At 68.8% G+C, this 18,538-nt stretch carries 14 protein-coding genes; 7 read left to right on the forward strand and 7 right to left on the reverse strand.

The window, feature by feature from the left end; genetic code table 11:
* Positions 1–38: 38 nt before the first annotated feature.
* Both J7643_16565 and J7643_16570 read left to right on the forward strand, forming a co-directional pair.
* The gene (locus tag J7643_16565) at positions 39–1,442 is read left to right on the forward strand and encodes a DUF3370 domain-containing protein (GenBank protein ID MBO9542203.1); all 1,404 of its coding nucleotides are present in this window, start codon (positions 39–41) and stop codon (positions 1,440–1,442) included.
* 7 nt (positions 1,443–1,449) lie between these two features.
* Entirely contained in the window at positions 1,450–1,989 is a 540-nt protein-coding gene (locus J7643_16570; protein ID MBO9542204.1) for a tetratricopeptide repeat protein, read from the forward strand.
* A gap of 15 nt (positions 1,990–2,004) precedes the next feature.
* Here J7643_16570 and rarD read toward each other — a convergent pair whose 3' ends face one another.
* Positions 2,005–2,895, reverse strand: a complete 891-nt coding sequence (rarD, locus tag J7643_16575; protein MBO9542205.1) for an EamA family transporter RarD — start codon at positions 2,893–2,895, stop codon at positions 2,005–2,007.
* Between the two features lie 280 nt (positions 2,896–3,175).
* Here rarD and J7643_16580 point away from each other — a divergent pair, with 280 nt between their 5' ends.
* Entirely contained in the window at positions 3,176–4,144 is a 969-nt protein-coding gene (locus J7643_16580) for a C1 family peptidase (GenBank protein ID MBO9542206.1), read from the forward strand.
* A gap of 59 nt (positions 4,145–4,203) precedes the next feature.
* Here the strand turns inward: J7643_16580 and J7643_16585 are convergent, their stop codons facing one another.
* Genes J7643_16585 through J7643_16595 form a run of 3 tightly spaced genes read right to left on the reverse strand, consistent with a single transcriptional unit; the run spans position 4,204 to position 9,783 of the window.
* A complete protein-coding gene (locus J7643_16585; protein MBO9542207.1) occupies positions 4,204–7,308 on the reverse strand; it encodes an efflux RND transporter permease subunit in 3,105 nt (1,034 codons plus the stop codon).
* Positions 7,295–8,521 (reverse strand): efflux RND transporter periplasmic adaptor subunit, encoded by a 1,227-nt coding sequence (locus tag J7643_16590; GenBank protein MBO9542208.1) that lies wholly within the window; start codon positions 8,519–8,521, stop codon positions 7,295–7,297. Before J7643_16590 ends, J7643_16585 begins: the two co-directional genes overlap by 14 nt.
* A complete protein-coding gene (locus J7643_16595) occupies positions 8,518–9,783 on the reverse strand; it encodes a TolC family protein (protein MBO9542209.1) in 1,266 nt (421 codons plus the stop codon). Before J7643_16595 ends, J7643_16590 begins: the two co-directional genes overlap by 4 nt.
* Positions 9,784–9,975: 192 nt before the next feature.
* Here J7643_16595 and J7643_16600 point away from each other — a divergent pair, with 192 nt between their 5' ends.
* A complete protein-coding gene (locus J7643_16600) occupies positions 9,976–10,575 on the forward strand; it encodes a hypothetical protein (protein ID MBO9542210.1) in 600 nt (199 codons plus the stop codon).
* Between the two features lie 16 nt (positions 10,576–10,591).
* Here the strand turns inward: J7643_16600 and ggt are convergent, their stop codons facing one another.
* Together ggt and J7643_16610 are read right to left on the reverse strand one after the other, a co-directional pair.
* Positions 10,592–12,307 carry a gamma-glutamyltransferase gene (gene ggt, locus J7643_16605; GenBank protein ID MBO9542211.1) on the reverse strand — a complete coding sequence of 572 codons (1,716 nt, stop codon included), beginning with the start codon at positions 12,305–12,307 and terminating at the stop codon, positions 10,592–10,594.
* A gap of 11 nt (positions 12,308–12,318) precedes the next feature.
* A complete protein-coding gene (locus J7643_16610) occupies positions 12,319–14,070 on the reverse strand; it encodes a PAS domain-containing protein (GenBank protein ID MBO9542212.1) in 1,752 nt (583 codons plus the stop codon).
* A gap of 168 nt (positions 14,071–14,238) precedes the next feature.
* Between J7643_16610 and J7643_16615 the strand changes: the two genes are divergently transcribed.
* On the forward strand, positions 14,239–15,840 hold the full coding sequence (locus J7643_16615) for a hypothetical protein (GenBank protein MBO9542213.1): 1,602 nt from the start codon (positions 14,239–14,241) through the stop codon (positions 15,838–15,840).
* 25 nt (positions 15,841–15,865) lie between these two features.
* Complete coding sequence (locus tag J7643_16620; GenBank protein MBO9542214.1) at positions 15,866–16,267, forward strand: YjbQ family protein; 402 nt, start codon at positions 15,866–15,868, stop codon at positions 16,265–16,267.
* A 66-nt stretch (positions 16,268–16,333) separates the two neighbouring features.
* Here J7643_16620 and J7643_16625 read toward each other — a convergent pair whose 3' ends face one another.
* Positions 16,334–17,014 (reverse strand): hypothetical protein, encoded by a 681-nt coding sequence (locus tag J7643_16625; protein ID MBO9542215.1) that lies wholly within the window; start codon positions 17,012–17,014, stop codon positions 16,334–16,336.
* Between the two features lie 289 nt (positions 17,015–17,303).
* Here J7643_16625 and J7643_16630 point away from each other — a divergent pair, with 289 nt between their 5' ends.
* Complete coding sequence (locus J7643_16630) at positions 17,304–18,461, forward strand: iron-containing alcohol dehydrogenase (GenBank protein ID MBO9542216.1); 1,158 nt, start codon at positions 17,304–17,306, stop codon at positions 18,459–18,461.
* Positions 18,462–18,538 lie beyond the last annotated feature (77 nt).

The following is an 18,538-nucleotide window of genomic DNA, read 5'->3' on the forward strand; positions in this document are numbered from 1 at the left end:
GCTCGGATACGCGCTATTCTGAAGCAGGAGGACAGGAAATGGCTCGCACCACGCATCGCATCCTTGCGCCCCTGGCGGCCTCGCTGCTGCTTTCGGCCTGCGCCGCCCAGCAGCAGGCGCAACCGGCACCCGGCGCCGCACCGCCTTCGCAGGTCGAAATCAAAGTCATGGGCCCGATCCGGCCCTTGCCCGGCGGTCTGGACCAGGGGCTCGTCTTCAACAGCAACAGTCCCGAGGTGGTGCAGAGCGAGGGGATCCTGCTCTCGACCCTGCCGCCCGCGACGGCGGCCACCCCTTCCGCGCACCTGGACCTGCCCTTCTCGGGGGCCTTCTCGCTCTTCTCGCACCACATCGCCAAGGACGAGGCGCCGGGCGCGCGCCAGCTCTACTTGGGGCTGCTTGCGACCAACCTCGGCGATCGCCCCGTTAACCTGGACCTGGTCGGCGGCGCGAGCTACCTGAGCCAGCCGGACGCCGTCTTCAAGCCCCTGGAACCCATCGTGCCCGATCCGCAGGGGGTGGTCTTCGCGGGGCCGGGGGACCGGGTGGCGACCGATCTCTTGCACGGCAGGACCTCGGTGCCGACGATCGCCGAGACCCTCTTGCCCGGGGCGACCAAGCTCGTGCGCACCTGGAGCATCCCGACCAACGTGGCGATCCCGCCGGCGGTCAACGGGCGCACCACCGTGCTGCGCCTCAAGAGCGACGGGCCCGTCTACCTCTCGCAGGTGGCGCGCTTCGCGGTCAAGGCCCCGGACGGCAGCTGGATCGCGCCCTCCGAGGAAGACTACGCCCTCTTGCTCGGGACCTCCTTGATGGCGGGCCCCCGCGAGGCGGCCGCGACCCCCTTCGACCCCAACCTGCCGCCTCCCAAGGGGGCCTTCCGCTTCGGGCGCGTGGCGGGGGTGAGCAAGGGCGATCGCTGGGACGCCACCCTCTTCGGCGCCGAGCAGTCCCTGCCCGGGCTCGGCGAGCAGGTCTCCTACCCCATCGCGACCACCTTCCTCAACCGCCTCGGCACCGGCCAGAACCAGAGCGCGCCCCTGGTGCGGCGCTACCCGGACACCGCCTACCAGGCGCACGGTAACTACGGGGTGACCTATGCGCTGACGGTGCCCCTGGACAACCCTGACCCCACCCCGCGCCTCTACACCTTCGCCCTGTCGCATCCGGTGCGGGCCGAGGGCGATCGCACCGCCGTCTACGTGGACCCGCCCAACAAGCCGGTGACCTTCCGGGGGCCGGTGAAGCTGGAGTGGAAGAACGCCAAGGGCTTCCCCGAAGTCCGCTACACCCACCTGGTGCTCAGGCACGGCCAGGTGTTGCCGCCCTTCGAGACGGTCGAGGTCCCGCCCCACACCCGTTACGACGTCAAGGTGACGCTCAGCTACCCAGCGGACGCCACCCCGCCGCAGCTGTTGACGATCGGCAGGCGGCGTTAGCGCTGGCATGGCCTGGAACTGCTTTCTTCGAAACTTGCCTCAGCAGCCACAGCAAGTCGCTGTCGAACTTCGCAGCGGCCTGCAACGGCTTGGGAGCCTCGCACCCGACGCCCCGCCTGGTGAGCGGGCTGCGAGCCTCGGTCGAATCGGCGAGTATTACCGGCAGCTCGGCATGCTCGACGAGGCCGTCTCGTACCTCGAACGGGCCCACGAACTCGCGCTGGCGGCGAAGGCCCCGTCCCTCGCCGTGACCATGGCCCTGCGCCTGGCCACGGCGCGCCAGCATCGCGGCGAGCACCCACGGGCCGAGACCATGTTCCAAGAGGCCCTGCGTCGCACGCGCGATCCCGCGGCGCAAGCCGCCCAGCTCGAGGACTTCGCGCTCCAGCATCTGGGCAAGTGCCTGGTGGAGATGGGGCGCCTCGCGGAGGCCCGGGATTGCTTCGAGCAGGCGCTAACGCTGCGGATAGGCAAGGGAGAACAGGGCCTCATCGCATCGACCCGCGAGGCCCTCGACTTGCTCTTGGCCGCGCAGCCTCTGCTCTGAACGCGCGCAGCGGCCTCAGGCTTTCACTTCGAGCGCGGGGGGCGCCTTGCTGCGCCGTAGGCTCTCCCCCGCGTACAGCGCGAGGGCGAGCCAGATCAGGCTGAAGCCAAGCAAGCGCGCGCGATCGAGCGCTTCCTGGTAGACCATGGCGCCGAGCAGGAACTGCATGGTCGGGGCGATGTACTGCAGGACGCCGAGCAGCGTCATGGGCACGCGCTTGGCCCCCGCGGCGAACAGCAGGAGCGGCAGCGCCGTCACGGCGCCCGAGCTGACCAGCAGCCAGGAGGTTGTGGCGCTGCCGTGGCCGAAGACCCCGGCGTGCTGGACTTCGCGCGTCAGCAGGAAAATCAGGGCGGGCACGCAGACGAATAGGGTTTCGAGGGTGAGGCCTTCAAGCGAGCCCAGCGGCGACGTCTTGCGCAGCAAGCCGTAGAGCGCGAAGGTGAGGGCGAGCGCGAAGGCGGCCCAGGGCAGCGCGCCGTAGACGAGGGTCAAAGCGACGACCCCGCCCGCGGCGATCGCGATGGCGACGCCCTGGAGGGGCCGCAAGCGCTCGTTGAGGCACACCACCCCCAGCCCGACGTTGAGCAGCGGGGTGATGAAGTAGCCCAGGCTGGCCTCGACCACACGCCCCGTGTTCACGGCCCAGATGAAGATGAACCAGTTGGCCATCAAGAGCAGCCCCGAAGCGGCGTAGCGTGCCGCGATGCGCCCGTCGCGCAGCGCGGCGGGAAGCCAGTTCCAGTTGCGTTGCAAGGCCAGCAAGACGACGAGGAAGGCCATGGACCAGACGACCCGGTGGGCCAGGATCTCCAGCGGGGGCACGCTTTGCAGTGCTTTCCAGAAGAGGGGGAACAGCCCCCAAATCAGGTAGGCGCCAGCCGCGTAAAAGCCACCCTTGTTCATTTTTGCCAGGACCCTTTCAGCGGGGGATGGTTCAACGTGCATCCTCGCGCGTGCATCGTGCGTGAGAGATTCGTACCACGTCCGAGGCGACCCTCAAACCAGCATGGCCAGCGCCTTTGCTCAAAAGCTTCTTGCTTCGCTGCACCGAGCTCGCCTGCGCTGCGGCCCCGTGGTGTGATTAAGCTTGAACTAAGATTGCTTGAAGGATCGCAAGATCCGGTCCACGGACGCGATAGCTAGAGTGTTAGGAAGGTGTTATTTCCGAGCAGGAGATGTTGCCATGATCACTCGCGCCAAGTCCTTCGTTGCCCTGATCGCGTTCACGCTGCTCCTGCCGGGGTGCGCCCTGACGCCCGGCATGGGCCTCTCGAAGGACGGCGCCGACGCCTTGGCGGCCAATGGCGCGCAGAGCGAGGCGCGCACCATCAAGACCGAGATCGGCCCCATCACCCTGGGCCTGCTGCCCAACAAGCACAAGGCCTCGGATCTTGCCAGCTTCGAGAGCGAGATGGGCATCCAGTTCTTGCAGATCCAGGGCCAGACCCTGCCTGCCAAGGTGGATCTGCGCTCCTACTTCACGCCGGTCCGTAACCAGGGGGCCCTGGGCTCTTGCGCCGCCTTCGCTACCACCAGCGCCATGGAGGCGACGATCGCGATCAAGGGGCGCAAGGCACCCAAGGCCAGCACCCTTTCGCCGCTCTTCTTCTACTACGCCACCCGCAAGGAGATGCAGGACACCGGGCGCATGGCCAAGGCGACCAAGCGGGACACCGGCTCGTTCATGGACGTGGCCGCCCGGGTCGCCGTGAAGGTCGGCGCGGCCGCCGAGGCGACGACCCCCTACGTGGACGGCAAGGCGGGCCTCGCCTACGACGCGAGCCAGGCCGAGTACGACGAGGCCAAGGCCTACAAGCAGATCAAGATGAGCCGGGTTTCGAGCGTCAAGGGCATGAAGTCGGCGCTCGCGAGCAACCATCCCATCATCTTCGGCGTGCCCCTCTACGACTCGTTCATGACCAAGGCCATGGCGCAGACGGGTGAGATGCCCCTGCCCGGGCGCAGCGAGTCGGTCATCGGCGGTCACGCCATGACGATGGTCGGTTACGACGACGCCAAGCAGGCCTTCCTCGTCCGCAATTCCTGGGGCAAGGACTGGGGCCAGCAGGGCTACTTCTACATGCCCTACGACTTCTTCAAGCCCGCCTACATCGGGACGAGCAGCTACTTCGAGTGCTACGTCTTCGAATAGCGCGCCCCAAGTAAAACAGCAGGCCGGCCCCGATGGGCCGGCCTGCTGTTTTTGGGGGGTTAAACCGCGCTTTCCGTGAGCATGGCCTCGGTCTGCGGGGCGACCTTGGTCTTACGGTTGAGCCAGCCGTAGACGATGGGCACCAGGTAGAGGGTGATGCCCGTCGAGGTGATGAGGCCGCCGATGACCACGCGGGCCATGGGGGACTGCAACTCGCCGCCTTCGCCGAGGCCGAGGGCCATCGGAACCATGGCGAGCACCGTCGTCACGCTGGTCATCAGGACCGGGCGCAGGCGCACCTGGGCCCCCCGGCGCACGGCCTCCGCGAGCGGCACGCCCTCTTTGCGGAGCTGGTCGATGAAGTCGACCATGACGATGCCGTTACTGACGGCGATACCGACCAGCACGATCATCCCGATGTAGGACTGCACGTTGAGCGTGGTGCCCGTCAGCAAGAGGGCGAGCACGACCCCGATCACGCAGGCCGGCACCGAGAAGAAGATGATGAACGGCGAGCGCAGCGACTCGAACTGCGCGACCATCACCAGGAAGACCAGCAAGAGCGCGAGGGCGAGGGCCGTCGTGAGCTCGTTGAAGGACTTCTGCTGCTCCTCGAAGTCACCCGTCACCAAGAGGGCGAAGCCGCTGGGCAGCGAGATCCCGGCGAGGCGCTCGCGGAGCTTGGCGACGGTGCCGCCCAGGTCCTTGCTCTCGATCTCGCCCGTGACGTTGAAGACGCGCTCCTTGTTCTCGCGCTTGATCTGGGTGGGGCCGGTGCCCGCGATCACCTGGACCGCGTCGCGCAGCGCCACCTGCGCGCCCGAGGCGCTGGTGAGCTTGAGGTCGAGGGCGTCATCGAGGGACTTGCGCTGCTCGGGCGCCAGGCGCACCAGGACCGCGTACTCGTCGCCGGCCTCACGGAGCATGGTGGCGTTGCTGCCGAGCATGGCCGATTCCAGGGCGCGGGCGACCTGGGTGGTGGTCACGCCGAGGCTCGCGGCCTTCTGCCGGTCCACGGCGAGCACCGTCTCGGGACGGCCCCCCTGGCGCTCGGCTTGAACGTCCGAGAGACCGGGCGTGCCCGCCATTGCCGCCTCGACCTCCTTGGCCAGACGCTGGGCGGTCTTGAGGTCGTAGCCGCGGATCTGGACGCCCAGCTTGCTGCCGTCGGTCTGCCCCATCTGCATCATGCGGTTGCCGCCCGAGGCGCTCGCGCGGGCCGTCACGCCGGGGATGCCGGAGAGCTTGGGACGCAGGGCAGTGGCGATCGCATCGTTGGAGCGCTGGCGCTCGGCGCGGTCCACCAGCCGGATATTGAGGGTGCCGGTGTTGTTGGCGCTCACACCCCAGCCCCCGCCGCCGATCTCGGACTGGAGGCTGAGGGCCTCGGGCACCTCGCGGCGCACGATGGCCTCGACCTTCTGGAAGGCCGCCTCCAGGGCGTCGAGGGGGGTGCCCTCGGCCATCTCGACCCGGACGCGGACCTCGCCCTCGTCGGAGCTCGGCATGTACTCGGAGCCGATCATGGGGAAGAGGAAGAGGCTCGCGACGCTGACGGCGGCGATGGTCGCCGCGACGCGCTTGCCGCGCGAGAGGGCCCAGTCGAGGCTCTTCGCGTAGCGGCGATCCATGCCGTCCAAAAAGCCGCCGATGCCTTCGTACATGCGGCGCACGGCGGGCTGCTTGGGGGCCTCTTCGTCCTTGAGGAAGCGCGAGCTGAGCATGGGGATGAGGCCCAGCGCCACGATCATCGAGCAGGTCAGGGCGAAGACGACGACCAGGGACAGCTGCTTGAACATGACCCCGGTCATGCCCGTCAGGAAGATGAGCGGCACGAAGACCGCGAGGGTCGTGAAGGTCGAGGCGGCGACCGCCAGAGAGACCTGCTTGGTGCCGTCGAGGGCGGCCTGGAGCGGGTTCTTGCCCATCTCCCGGTGGCGGAAGATGTTCTCGATGACGACGATCGAGTCGTCCAACAGGCGCCCGATGCCGAGCGCCAGGCCCCCCAGCGACATGGTGTTGAGGGTGAAGTTCTGGAAGTACAACAGGGCGAAGGTCGCGATGACCGAGACCGGGATGGCCGTGGCGACGATCAGGGTGCTGCGCAGGTTGCGCAGGAAGAAGAGCAGCACCAGCACCGCGAGCGCCGAGCCGATCACCAGGTCGTTGGCGATGTGGTGGATGGCGCGCGAGATGAAGCGCGAGGAGTCGTTGGTGACGTAGAGGCTCGCGCCGCGCAGGTCGTGGTTGATCGCCTCGATCTCGCGCTTGACGGCTTCTGCCACCTGGACGGTGTTGGATCCGGATTGCTTGCTGATAGCGATGTTGAGGCTCGGCACCCCGTCGATGTAGACGGTGCGCTTCACGTCCTGGAAGGAGTCCTTGACCACGGCCACGTCGCGGACCCGGATCGGGGTGGCGCCGCGGTTGACGATGGGGGTGTCGGCGATGTCCTGGACGTTCTTGAACTCGCCCCTGACGCGCAGGCCGGTCTCGCGCGCCCCCTGGCGGTAGTCGCCCGCCGGCGCGTTGAGGTTCTCGCGGCCCAAAGCCGAGATCACCTGGTCGATGGTCAGCTTGTAGGAGGCGAGCTTGTGCCGGTCGAGCTCCACGTGGATCTGCCGGTCGAGGCCGCCGCGCACGTCCACGGCCGCCACGCCGGGCAGGCGCTCGAGCCGGAACTTGACCTCGTCGTCGGCGAGCTTCTTGAGCGAGGCCGCGGGCATGTCGCCCGCCATCCCGATGAAGAAGACCGGCATGGCGGCCATGTCGAACTTGCGGATGGTGGGCGCGCTGGCGTCGTCGGGCAGCCGGTTGCGGATGCGGTCCAGGCGGGCCCGGACGTCGTCGATGGCCTCTTGCAGGTTGGTGCCCCAGCGGAAGCTCAGGCGCACCTGGCTCTGGCCCTCGGCCGAGGTCGAGGTGACCTCTTCGAGGCCCTGGACGCCCGAGACGGCCTCCTCGATGGGCCGGGTGAGCAGGGTCTCGATCTCTTCGGGGCCGACCCCGGCGTAGGTGGTCGAGACCGAGACGGTGGGGTAGCTGATGTCGGGCATCAGGTCCACCGGCAGCCGCATCAGCGAGAAGAGGCCGATCAGGATCGCGATCAGAAAGCCGACCGCGACCGTGAAGGGCCGGGTGATGGCGAGCTTAGTGAGATTCATTCCGCTTCCCCTTCCCCTCGCGCTTGCCCTGCCACTCGCCGGGCGCGCCGTCGCCAGGGCCGCGGCGCTTGCGCTCGCCCTCGGCGCGGATCGAGGCCCCGTCGCGCAGCAGGTGGTTGCCCATGGTGACGATGGCGGTGCCGAGGGCCGGGCCCTCGACGACCTCGGCGTGGGTCTCGGTCAGGATCCCCGTGCGCACGGGCACGAAGCGGACCTTGTCCCCCTCGGCGACGAAGACCCCGTCCTGGTCCTTCTGCTTGACCAGCGCCTGGATGGGCACGGTGGGCGCCCCCTTGCGCTCCTGGAGGGTGAGGCCGATGCGGGCGAACATGCCGGGGCGCAGGGCACCGGTCGGGTCGTCCAGCGCAAGCTCCACCTGGGCGGTGTGGGTGTCGGTCGAAACCATCGGCGCGACGCGCGAGACCTTGGCCTTGAAGGTGCGATCGGGCCAGGCGTCCACCTGGGCGGTGGCCGGTGAGCCGACCTTGAGGCGCGGCAGCGCGGCCTCGCCCACCTGGACGATCGTCTTGAGGCTGCCGGCGGTGACCAGGCTCAGCACGGTCTGGCTGGGGCCCGCGATGGCGCCGGGTTCGAGCAGGCGCGCGCCCACCACCCCGCTCATGGGGGCGGTGATGACCGCCTGGGAGAGGGCCTCGCGCTTCTCGCGCAGGGCGGCCTCTTGGCGCGAGACCTCGGAGGCGGCGAGCGCCACCGTGGCCTGGGCGCCGTCGGCCTTGGCCTGGGCGTCTTCGTACTCCTGGCGCGAGATGAAGTCCTTGTCGAGCAATTCGCGGGTGCGCTTGGCGATGCGGGCCAGGTTGGCGTGGTCGATCTCGCGCTGGCGCTTGGTGGCGCGGGCGCTCTCGACGGCCGCCCGGGCCTGCTGGACGGAGGCTTGAAGCTCGGCGTCGTCGAGCTTGGCGAGGACCTGGCCCTTTTTGACCGGGTCGCCCATCTGGACCAGCACCTCGGTGAGGCGGCCCGAGACGCGCGGGGCGATCGCGACCTGGCGATCGGCAGCAAGGGTGCCCGTCAGCGCCAGGGTCTCCATGAGGTCACGCGGCCCGACTTTTTCGAGCGAAACGGTGACCGCGCCGCCGGGGCCGCGCTTGCCGCCCATCCCGCCCTTCTTGGCGGGCTCCTTGTCGCCCGAGCAGCCGGCGATCAAGAGGGCGCAGGTGAGGGTCACAAGCAGGGTGCGGTGGTGGCTCATTTCGAAATCCCCGTGAGGCCGGCGGCGCGCAGGAGGTCTGCGGCCGCCAGGTGGTAGTCGGTCTGGGCGCGGACGAAGTCGGTTTCAGCACTCGCCAAAAGGGCCTGGGCGTCGCTCACCTCGATGATCGAGCCGACGCCTGATTGGTAGCGGCCCTCGGCGAGGGCCAGGTTTTCCTGGGCGCTCGAGACCGAGGCCTGGGAAGCGGGCAGGCGATCGCGCGTGCCGGAGAGCGCGAGGTAGGCCTTCTGCACCCCGGTGCGGACCTGGAGGGCCTGGTCGCGCGCGGTGGCCTCGGTGGCGGCGAGCTCGGAGCCAGCGGCGGAGCGCAGACGGTCGGTCGAGAAGCCGTTGAACAGGGGCATGCTGAAGCCGACCCCCGCCGTCCAGTTCTGGCCGGGGGTCATGTCGCGGGCGCGCAGGCCGTAGTTGACGTCCAGGTTGATGTCGGGCAGGTTCGCCTTCTCGGCCGAGCGCAGGGTGGCGTCGGCGCGGTGGAGGCGCACGGCGCTCGTCTGGAGAGCCGGATGCCGCTCGAGGGCCGTCTGTTCGAGGGTCGCAAGGGGCTGGCTCGTCTCGGCGGGTGGCGCCGGGAAGGCGGGCTCGCCCGCGATGAGGCCCTCTTGGCCGACGGCGGCGCTCAGGGTGCGCTGGGCCTGCTCGACGCCGGTGTGAGCGGCGATGAGCTCGGCGCGGGCCTGGGCGAGGGTAGCGGCAGCGCGGGTCGCGTCGATCTTGGAGCGCTTGCCCGCCTTCCAGAAGGCCTCGGCCTGGGCCGAGAGCCGCGAGGCCGAGTCGAGGCGGGTGCGGGCGAGGCGCTCGATCTGCGCGGCGCGCACCCACTGGAGGTAGGCCTGCCGGACCCCGTAGGCGACGTCAACGGCTTGGTTCTGGGCTGCAAGCAGGCTGATGTCGGCGTTGGCGCGGGCGATCGCCACTTCGGAGTCGGTCTTGCCGAAGTCGTAGAGCTGCTGCCGAAGCGAGAGGCCCGCCGTGGAGAGGGCGAAGGGCTGAGCGCTCGTCTGAGCGTTGGAGAGGTTGGTGCTGTACTGCAGGCTGGAGTTGAGGTTGACCTGCGGCAGGTTGGGGGCCTGGGCGGCGCCCACGCGCTCGGCTTGGGCGGCGGCGCTCTGCTGGGCCGCCTGCAGGCTGGGGTGCTGGTCGAGCGCGCGCTGGATGAGCCCGTCGAGCGAGACGGGCGCGGCACTCGCGCTCCAGGCGAGGGCGGACCAGAGGAGAGACGCGGTCAAGAGTTGCTTCATGGCGCTTTCTACCGAAAGGGGGAGCAAATGGAGGGGCCTGGTAGGACTACGGGAAAGAGGGGCGAAAAAGTTTCAACCCGATCGAAAGCGACGTGATCGGGTATGTGATTCTCCTACAGTATTCTCGCAGGGAAACGCAGGGCGTTTCTGATCGCCGTTCGTGTTCCTCTTCTCTACCAGGGAGCGTACCAGTTGAAAGCAGCACACGCCACTCTCGCCCGCTTTGCCCTTGCCATGCTCGCCGCTGGCGCCGCCAGCACCTTCGCGATGCCGGCCGAGGCCTCGGTGCAGGCCCGTGCCGGCCTGGATCAGGGCCTCAACCTGGGCCTCGGCATGACGGGTGCCAGCCTCAATCTCACGGCGGGACCGATCACCGTCGGCGGCGCGGTCACCAGCGCGTCGGTCTACTACGGCAGCGTCGGCACCAGCTTGACCCCAGCGGCTCACCTGGTCTACACGGTGCGCGACACCGGCACGATCGCCTTCGGCCTGCTCGGGGCCTACACCGGGGTACAGACCTACGCTTCCACCCCGGTCGGTGTTGCCCCCGAACCGGTGGTCATCCCGGTGGGCGAGGCGGGGCTTGCGCTCAGCTACCGCTACGATTTCCCGAACTTCTTCGGTCGCAGCCTGCCCATCACCTTCTCGCCCACCGTCACCTTCATGACCGACGACAAGGGGATGGTGAAGTTCGGGCCGCACACGAGCCTGGAGGTCGCCGCTCGGTTCACCCCCGAAGCGGAGCTGACGGTGGGCGGCGGCACGATCGTCGGGGTGCGCTTCAGGCTCTAGGCCACCGGTTCGCGCGCTAGTACCCCAAGGCCACCCCACCGCGACGGGGATCGGCGTAGCCCTCGCGCGTGCCGCTCGGGGTCACGGCAATGGCCTTGACGTCGCCCATCGGCTCTTTCTCGACGTGGACGTGGTGACCCATGGCCGCAAGCGCCGAGAGGGTGCCGGGGAGGAAGCCCCGGGGCTCGAAGTCGATGCGGTCTGGTAGGCCCTGGTGTCGGAAGCGGGGCGCGTTGATGGCCTCCTTGAGGGTCATGCCGTAGTCGAGCACGTTGATCAGCACCTGGAGGATGGTGACGGGGGTGCTCGCCCCGCCAGGGGTCCCGAGGACCAGGAGCAGCCGATCCTTTGGATCGAGGACGATGGTCGGGGTCTTGGAGGTGAGCATGCGCTTGCCCGGTGCGATCGCGTTCGCCTCGCCCTGGACCAGGCCGTAGAAGTTGGGGAGGCCCGGCTGGGTGGTGAAGTTGTCCATCACCCCGTTGAGCAGGACCCCGGTCCCCGGCGCGACGACCCCCGAGCCGAAGGAGTCGTTGAGCGAGTAGGTGTTGCTCACGGCGCAGCCCTCGCGGTCGACGACCACGTAGCTGGTCGTCTGGGGACCCTCCAGGCCGGGCTTCATGGCGTACACGGGAGTCGCGCGCTTGGGATCGATGCTCGCGCGGCGCTCTCTCGCGTACGACGGGGCGAGCAGCTTGTCGAGCGGCACCGTGATGAAGTCGGGGTCGCCGAGGTAGGTGTTGCGATCCACGTAGACGCGCCGCTCCACCTCGGCGAGCAGGTGGATCATCGGGACGGAGTGGAAGCCGAGCTTTCGCGGATCGTCGTCGGCGATCATCTGGAGCGCCCCGAGGAGCATGACGCCCCCCGCGCTCGGAGGCGGCATGCTGATGACGGTATGCCCGCGGTAGCGGGCCTTGAGCGGCGATCTCCACTTGGCTCGGTAGGAAGCGAGGTCCTTTTCGCTCACGATGCCGCCGTGCTGCGCCATGTCGGCGGCGATCGCCTCGGCCACCGGCCCCTTGTAGAAGCCCTCGGGTCCGCGCTCGGCGATCTGGCGCAGCGTCTGGGCGAGGTCCGTTTGCACGAGTCGCTCGCCTGCCACGAGCGGCTTGCCCTTGGGCTGGAAGATCCGCGAGGCTTCGGGGTTTCGACTGAGCAGGGCGGCGCGATCCTGCAGGGAGGCCGCGAGGGCGGGGTCCACCACGAAGCCGTCGCGAGCAAGGGCGATCGCCGGCTGAAGCAGCTCGGGCCAGCGCAGGCGCCCCAGCTGCCGATGGGCTACCCACAACCCCCGGACCGTCCCCGGCGTGCCGACCGCCAGGTGACCGTGTAGGCTAGGCCGCTCGCCCGGGCGCGCCGGTCCCTGGAACATGTCGCGGTGGGCCTCGGCGGGAGCCGTCTCGCGGTAGTCGAGACCCTTGAGGTTGCCCTTGGCGTCGCGGATCAGCATCACGCCGCCGCCGCCGATATTGCCGGCCTCGGGCCAGGTGACCGCCAGGGCGAAGCCGACGGCCACCGTCGCGTCGACGGCGTTGCCGCCGCGCTTGAGCACGTCGAGGCCGATCCGGCTGGCGAGGGGTGAGACCGTGCTGACCATGGCGTGGGCGGCTCGCGTGGGCTCGCCGGTGACGGGATAGGGCCAGTCGCCCGGGATGGGGAGCGCCGCGCCCTGCGCAGTGGAGGCGCCGACGAGGAGCGCCATCGAGACGAGCAAGACGGATCGGCGCATGGCGTCGCTCCTTATGAGGGGGTGCTCTGCTCTTCCCGCTGAGGGCTGCGGGGCAGGTCGAACCAGAAGGTGGTGCCTTGGCCCTGCTGGCTGATCACCCCGATGGTGCCGCCGTGGGCTTCGACCAGGGACTTGCTGATGCTGAGACCGAGCCCGGTGCCCTGCTCGCGCTTGCCCGCTTCGAGCTGGCCGAAGCGCTGGAAGAGCTTGGGGAGGTCCTCGGAGGCGATCCCGATACCGGTGTCCTGGACCTCGCAGTGGATCCGATCGCCTTCGACGCGGGCCCGGACGGTGATGCGCCCTCCGCGGGGGGTGAACTTGAGGGCGTTGGTGATCAGGTTGCTCAGGACCTGGTGGATGCGCTGCGGGTCCATCTCGAGGGTCAGCGGCTCCGGCGAGAGCGCCACCGCGATCTGGACGCCCGCCTCCGAGGCCCTGAGCTTGAGCGCGCTCACGGCCTCGCGAATCTGGCGTCCGAGATCCGAGGGCACCAGGTTGAGCCGGAAGGTGCCCGCGCTGATCCGGGCGTTGTCCAGAAGGTCGTCCACCAGGCGCTCCAACTGGAGGCTGGCGGCCCGGATCTGCTGGACGAACTCCGCTTGCTGGGGCGCGAGGGGGCCGGCGGTCCCTTCTTCCAGGAACTCGCTGTAGCCGAAGATGGTGGTCAAAGGCGCGCGCAGCTCGTGGGAGACCGTGTGGATCAGCTCGTCCTTGAGCCGATCGAGCTTCTTGGCGGCCACGGCCTCGGCGCGGCTTGCTTGCTCTTCGCCTTGGAGCCGGGCGCGCTCCACCTCCAGGTCGTGCTGGAGGGTCACGTCGAGCATGACCCCTCGCAACTGGACGGGGCGTCCGCTCTCGTCGACGAGGACCCGCACGTAGTCGTTGATCCAGACGGTGTGCCCGTCGGCGGCGATCATCCGGTAGAGCAGCCGGTGGTCCTGGCCCAATCGGGTGGTGGAGACGCATCGGCGGACGATCGCCTCGCGGTCCTCCGGGTGGAGGTGGCTTTCCCAGAAGCCGGGCGCGAGCCACTCGGCTTGCGTGTAGCCGAGGATGGCCTCGGCACGCTTGCTGACGAAGGTGAAGGCCATGGTGTCCGGGTTCCCTTCCCAGACGATGCCGTCCACGTCGTCGATGAGCGCATGGAAGCGATCGCGCATGCCTTCGGCATCCTGGTAGAGCCGCGCGTTGTCGAGGGCGACGGCCACGCGCTGGGCGAGGATCTCGGCGACGAGCAGATCCTCCGAGGTGTAGGGGCGATCGCCGTTCGAGCGAAAGAGGCTGATGGCGCCGAACAGGCTGCCTCGCGCGCTCAAGGGTACCGAGATCATGGTGCGGGGCGAGAGGCGCCGCAAGAGGGCGAGATGCGCCTCGCTGAGGGCGACGGTTTCGAGGTAGCTCGGGCCGAGCTCGGGCAGGAAGATCGGCTTGCCCGTGCGCAGCACGTTGGAAATGCCTTCCTCCTTGGAGAGGTTGGGAGGAAAGCGCCTCATCGCCTCGGCAGGCGCTTCGAGCGCGGGGTTGGCGTGCAGCGACACGAGCCGCCGGGGCTCCCCCCCCTCGAAGAGGTCCACCACGCACCAATCGGCCAATAGGGGGATCGCAAGCCGGGCGACGCTCTGCAGGATGCTCTCGACCTCGAGCGAGGAGGCGAGGATCCCGCCGGCATGGACCAGGAACCAGAGCCGATCCAGCGAGACATTCTGCTGCTCGTCCAGGATCGGGGCCTCTAAGTCGTCATGCGGACTCGGCGATGGGACCATGGGCACACCCCCTCCGCAGGATCGTACGGGTCGAGGCTTCGACGAACAAGAGACGAGGGTTTGTTCCGTTTGAGGGGCAGGCATCGCCATGCGGGACGCGGTCGGCAAACGCTATAATCGAGGTCGGCTTTTTCCGGGGAACCAGCGTCGAGAGGAGCGAGGATGGGCTTGCCGCATACCGCGAGGGACCTGAGCCTGGACGAGGCGGTCGGACAGCTCATCTGCCCGACCCTCTTCGGCGCGCAGCTGGGCGATCGCCCCTACCACGCCGAAGCCGTCGCCCTGGAGCTCGAACGCTACGGCTGGGGCGGCTACATCCTCTTTCACGGCAAGGCCGCCGCGACCCGCGAGCGGGTCGCGGCCCTCCAGGCCGTAAGCCGTCTGCCCCTTCTCATCGCCGCCGACATGGAGCACGGGGCAGGGCAGCAGATCGAGGGATTGAGCGCCTTTCCGCCCGCCATGGCCTTCGGGGCCGCGGACGCGCCCGATTTTGCCTACCAGCTCGGCGCCTGGACCGCCCGCGAAGCGCTCTCGGTCGGGGTCAACTGGGTCTTCGCGCCGGTCGCGGACGTGACGAGCAACCCGCTCAACCCGATCATCAGCATCCGCAGCTTCGGGGGCGATCCGACCCGGGTGGCCGAGCTGGTCGCGGCCTTCGTGAAGGGCTGCCAGGCCCACGGGGCCCTCGCCTGCGCCAAGCACTTCCCGGGGCACGGCGACACCGCCACCGACTCGCACACCCGCTTGCCGGCGGTCATCGCTTCGCGCGCGCGGCTCGAAGCGATCGAGTGGCCGCCATTCCGCTCGGCGATCGCAGCCGACGTGGCGTCGGTCATGTCGGCCCACCTGGCCCTGCCGCTTCTTGGGATCGACGCGCCCGCCACCCTCAGCCGCGCGGCGATGACGGGCCTCTTGCGCGAGGAGCTGGACTTCAAGGGGCTCATCGTGAGCGACGCCCTGCTCATGGGGGCCATCACCACTTCCGCTTCGCCGGCCGAGGCCGCCGTCCGGGCGGTGGCGGCCGGCTGCGACGTGCTCCTGATGCCCCCGGACCCTTATGCGGCCCACGCGGGGCTGGTGGCGGCGGTCGAGGGCGGGGTGCTGTCCGAAGCAAGGGTCTACGAGGCCGCTGAGCGCGTGCTGGAAGCCAAGCGTCGCCTCGATCGCTCGGTGTCGGACGCGCCCGAGGGCGAGCCGCAGGAGCTGGCGCGCCAGGTGGCGCGCAGGGCGCTCACGCTCGCCAAGGGGGAGCAGGCAGGGCCGCTTTCGAAGGGGATGCTCGTCGTCGGGGTGGACGACGGGGCCGACCCCTCGCGCCTCGATGCCTGGCATCGTTCCCTCGAAGCCCACGGCCTCGCGCGCCACACCCGCGTCTCGCGTGAGACCACTTCCCAGCAATGGGAGGCCCTCTTGCAGGAGGCGGCCTCGGCGCCCGGCGTCCTGGTCGGGGTCTTCTCGCCCATCCGGGTCAGCAAGGACCGCAGCCTGCTCACCGAGGACCTGCTCGAACCCTTGCGGGCGATCGCGCGCCGGGTCGAGACGACCGTCCTCTCGTTCTCGAGCCCCTTTCTGGTCTCGCAGCTGCCCGAGGCGGCGCGCTGGGTGCTCGCCTTCGGGGCCGAACCCGTTCAGATCGAGGCGGCCATCGATACCTTGAGCCGGGGCCTGCCGCTCGAAGGCCGTTTGCCCGTCACCCTGCCCACCGACGTGCCCCCGTCGCCCGCGCGGGCCGTCGACGAACGCCCCCCGACCGGCCCGGCCTTCGCTTGAGGCCGCCTGAACCGAAGGAACCGTCATGCTTGAAACCCTGCAAGTGAAGACCCACGCCCGCGAGCAACTGATCGACCTGAGCGCCGAGGTGCGCGCGGTGCTCTCGCGATCCGGGGTGCGCGACGGCCTGGTGGTAGTCTTCAGCACCCACACCACGGCGGCGATCACCATCAACGAGAACGCCGACCCGGACGTGCCCCGCGACATGCTCCACTGGCTGAGTCAGAAGATCCCCCAGCACTGGGAGTTCGTCCACGGCGAGGGCAACGCCGACGCCCACCTCAAGACCAGCCTGTTCGGCGTTTCCCAGACGGTGATCGTCCACCAGGGGCGGCTCATGCTGGGGCGCTGGCAGGGGATCTTCCTGGCTGAGTTCGACGGCCCGCGCACGCGTGAAGTGCTCGTCAAGGTCGTGGCTTCAGCGTAGGAGCCGCCTTGGCAAAAGGCGGGCGGCCGGAGTACCCGGCCGCCCGCTTGCATTCTCCTACTTGCCTTACCGGGCGATGGTCCCGGTGCGCATCGCGTACACGCCGCCGTACGGCATGATCGCGCTGTAGGTGTAGGGGGCGTAAAGGCTACCGTAGCCCTGGTAGTAGGGATAGTAGTAGCGACCGCTCCAGTACGCGGCGTAGGGCGCCCAGTGGTTGTTGGTGACGTTGTAGACGTAGGGGTAGTAGGTGATGTACGGCGAGCTCACGCCGGGGGCGATGCTCATGAAGCGATAGTCGAGGTTGGGCGGGGCCACCATGCCGCCGTACCCAGGGCCGCCCATGCCGTACGCATGACCGTTGCCGTAGTCCTGGCCGTACGCATGACCGTTGCCGTAAGCCTGGCCCTCGCCCATGTCGTATGCCTGGCCGTAGCCCATGCCGTTGCCGTAGCCCATCACGCCGCCGCTGACCCGGTATCCGGCGCGGCGCACGTCCGAGAGCAACGGGGCGCGTAGCTGATCCTTGGGCAGCTTCACGAGCATGCGATCAGCCTGTTCATTCGTCAGCTGCTTCGGGAGCGCCTGAATCATGCGCTCGAAGCCCGCCTGGTCCAGACCCTGCACGTGCCGCTCGGCGCTTGCGGTCGGGACGAGCGCTTGTGACGCCCCTGCGGGCGTTCCGCTCGGTGCCGCCTGGCAGCCAGCCGCCGCGGCGGCGCCAGCGAGCGCGAGATACGTCCACACGTTCCTCCGAGTCATCCTTCGCTCCCTTCCGGCCTGGCGGCCGTCATCACCGATCTCCCTGGTGGGTGGCCCCGATGCTAAGGGATGCCTGCGTCGAGGCACAACGAACGCCCCCAGGCTTCCTGGGCGCTCAGGCGTCCACCCGGGATCTCGGTGCCGACGGAGCGCGAGCAAGTCGCGCCGCTTCCTTGTCCAGCAAGATGGCCAGTCTTGACGCAAAGCTTTATCATTCGCTGCTGGATCGTGAGATAATGCTGCTTTCAGCACGTACGAAGGGAGCAACTCACCCATGGAGAACTTCAGTTTCCAGAACCCGGTCCGAATCCACTTCGGCAAGGGCCAGATCGCCCGTCTGGCCGAGGAGATCCCGGCCGGTACCAAGGTCCTCTTGACCTACGGCGGCGGTAGCATCAAGGCCAACGGCGTGTACGACCAGGTCAAGCAAGCGCTTGCGGGCCGCGAGGTTCTGGAATTCGGCGGCATCGAGCCCAACCCGCGGTTCGAGACCCTGATGCCCGCCGTCGAGCTGGTGCGTAAGGAAGGCGTGGAGTTCCTGCTCGCCGTCGGCGGCGGCTCGGTTCTCGACGGCACCAAGTTCATCGCGGCGGCCGTGAACTTCGAGGGCGATCCCTGGGACATCCTGGCCAAGGGCGCGCGCGTCAAGTCGGCGATTCCCCTCGGCGCGGTCCTGACCCTGCCGGCGACCGGCTCCGAGATGAACGGCAACTCGGTCGTCACCAAGTGGGAGACCCGCGACAAACTCGCCTTCTCGAGCAAGCACGTCTACCCTCGCTTCTCGATCCTCGATCCCGAGACGACCTTCTCGCTGCCGCCCCGCCAGGTCGCCAACGGCATCGTGGACGCCTTCGTCCACACCACCGAGCAGTACCTGACTTATCCGGCGGATGCGCCCCTGCAGGATCGCATGGCCGAGGCCATCCTCTCGACCCTGGTCGAGGTCGGCCCCGAGACCCTTGCGAACCCCACCGACTACCAGGCGCGCGCGAGCTTCATGTGGAGCGCCACCATGGCCCTCAACGGGATCATCGGGGTCGGCGTGCCGCAGGACTGGGCCACCCACTCGATCGGCCACGAGCTGACGGCCCTGCACGGTCTCGACCACGGCCAGACGCTCGCGGTGGTGCTGCCCGCCATCATGGAGGTCAAGCGCCAAGAGAAGGCTCAGAAGCTCTTGCAGTACGGCGAGCGCGTCTGGGGCATCCGCGAGGGCGACGACGAAAAGCGCATGGTCGAGGCGATCGCCAAGACCCGCGCCTTCTTCGAGTCGCTGGGGGTTCCCACCCGCCTCGAGGCCTATGGGGTCAGCGCCGAGACGATCCCCACCATCGTCGATCGCATGGAGCGTCGCGGCGACGTGAACCTCGGCGAGCGCGAGGACATCGGGGTCCCGGCCATCCGACAGATCCTGGAGGTCTGCTGCCGCTAGTGGTAAGGTAGAAACCCTGCCAACACAGTTTGAGCAAGAGGGGGGCGCAAGCTCCCCTCTTGGTTTAGAGCCTCATG

This window comes from bacterium (genome assembly GCA_017744355.1).
Lineage (GTDB): Bacteria > Cyanobacteriota > Sericytochromatia > S15B-MN24 > UBA4093 > JAGIBK01.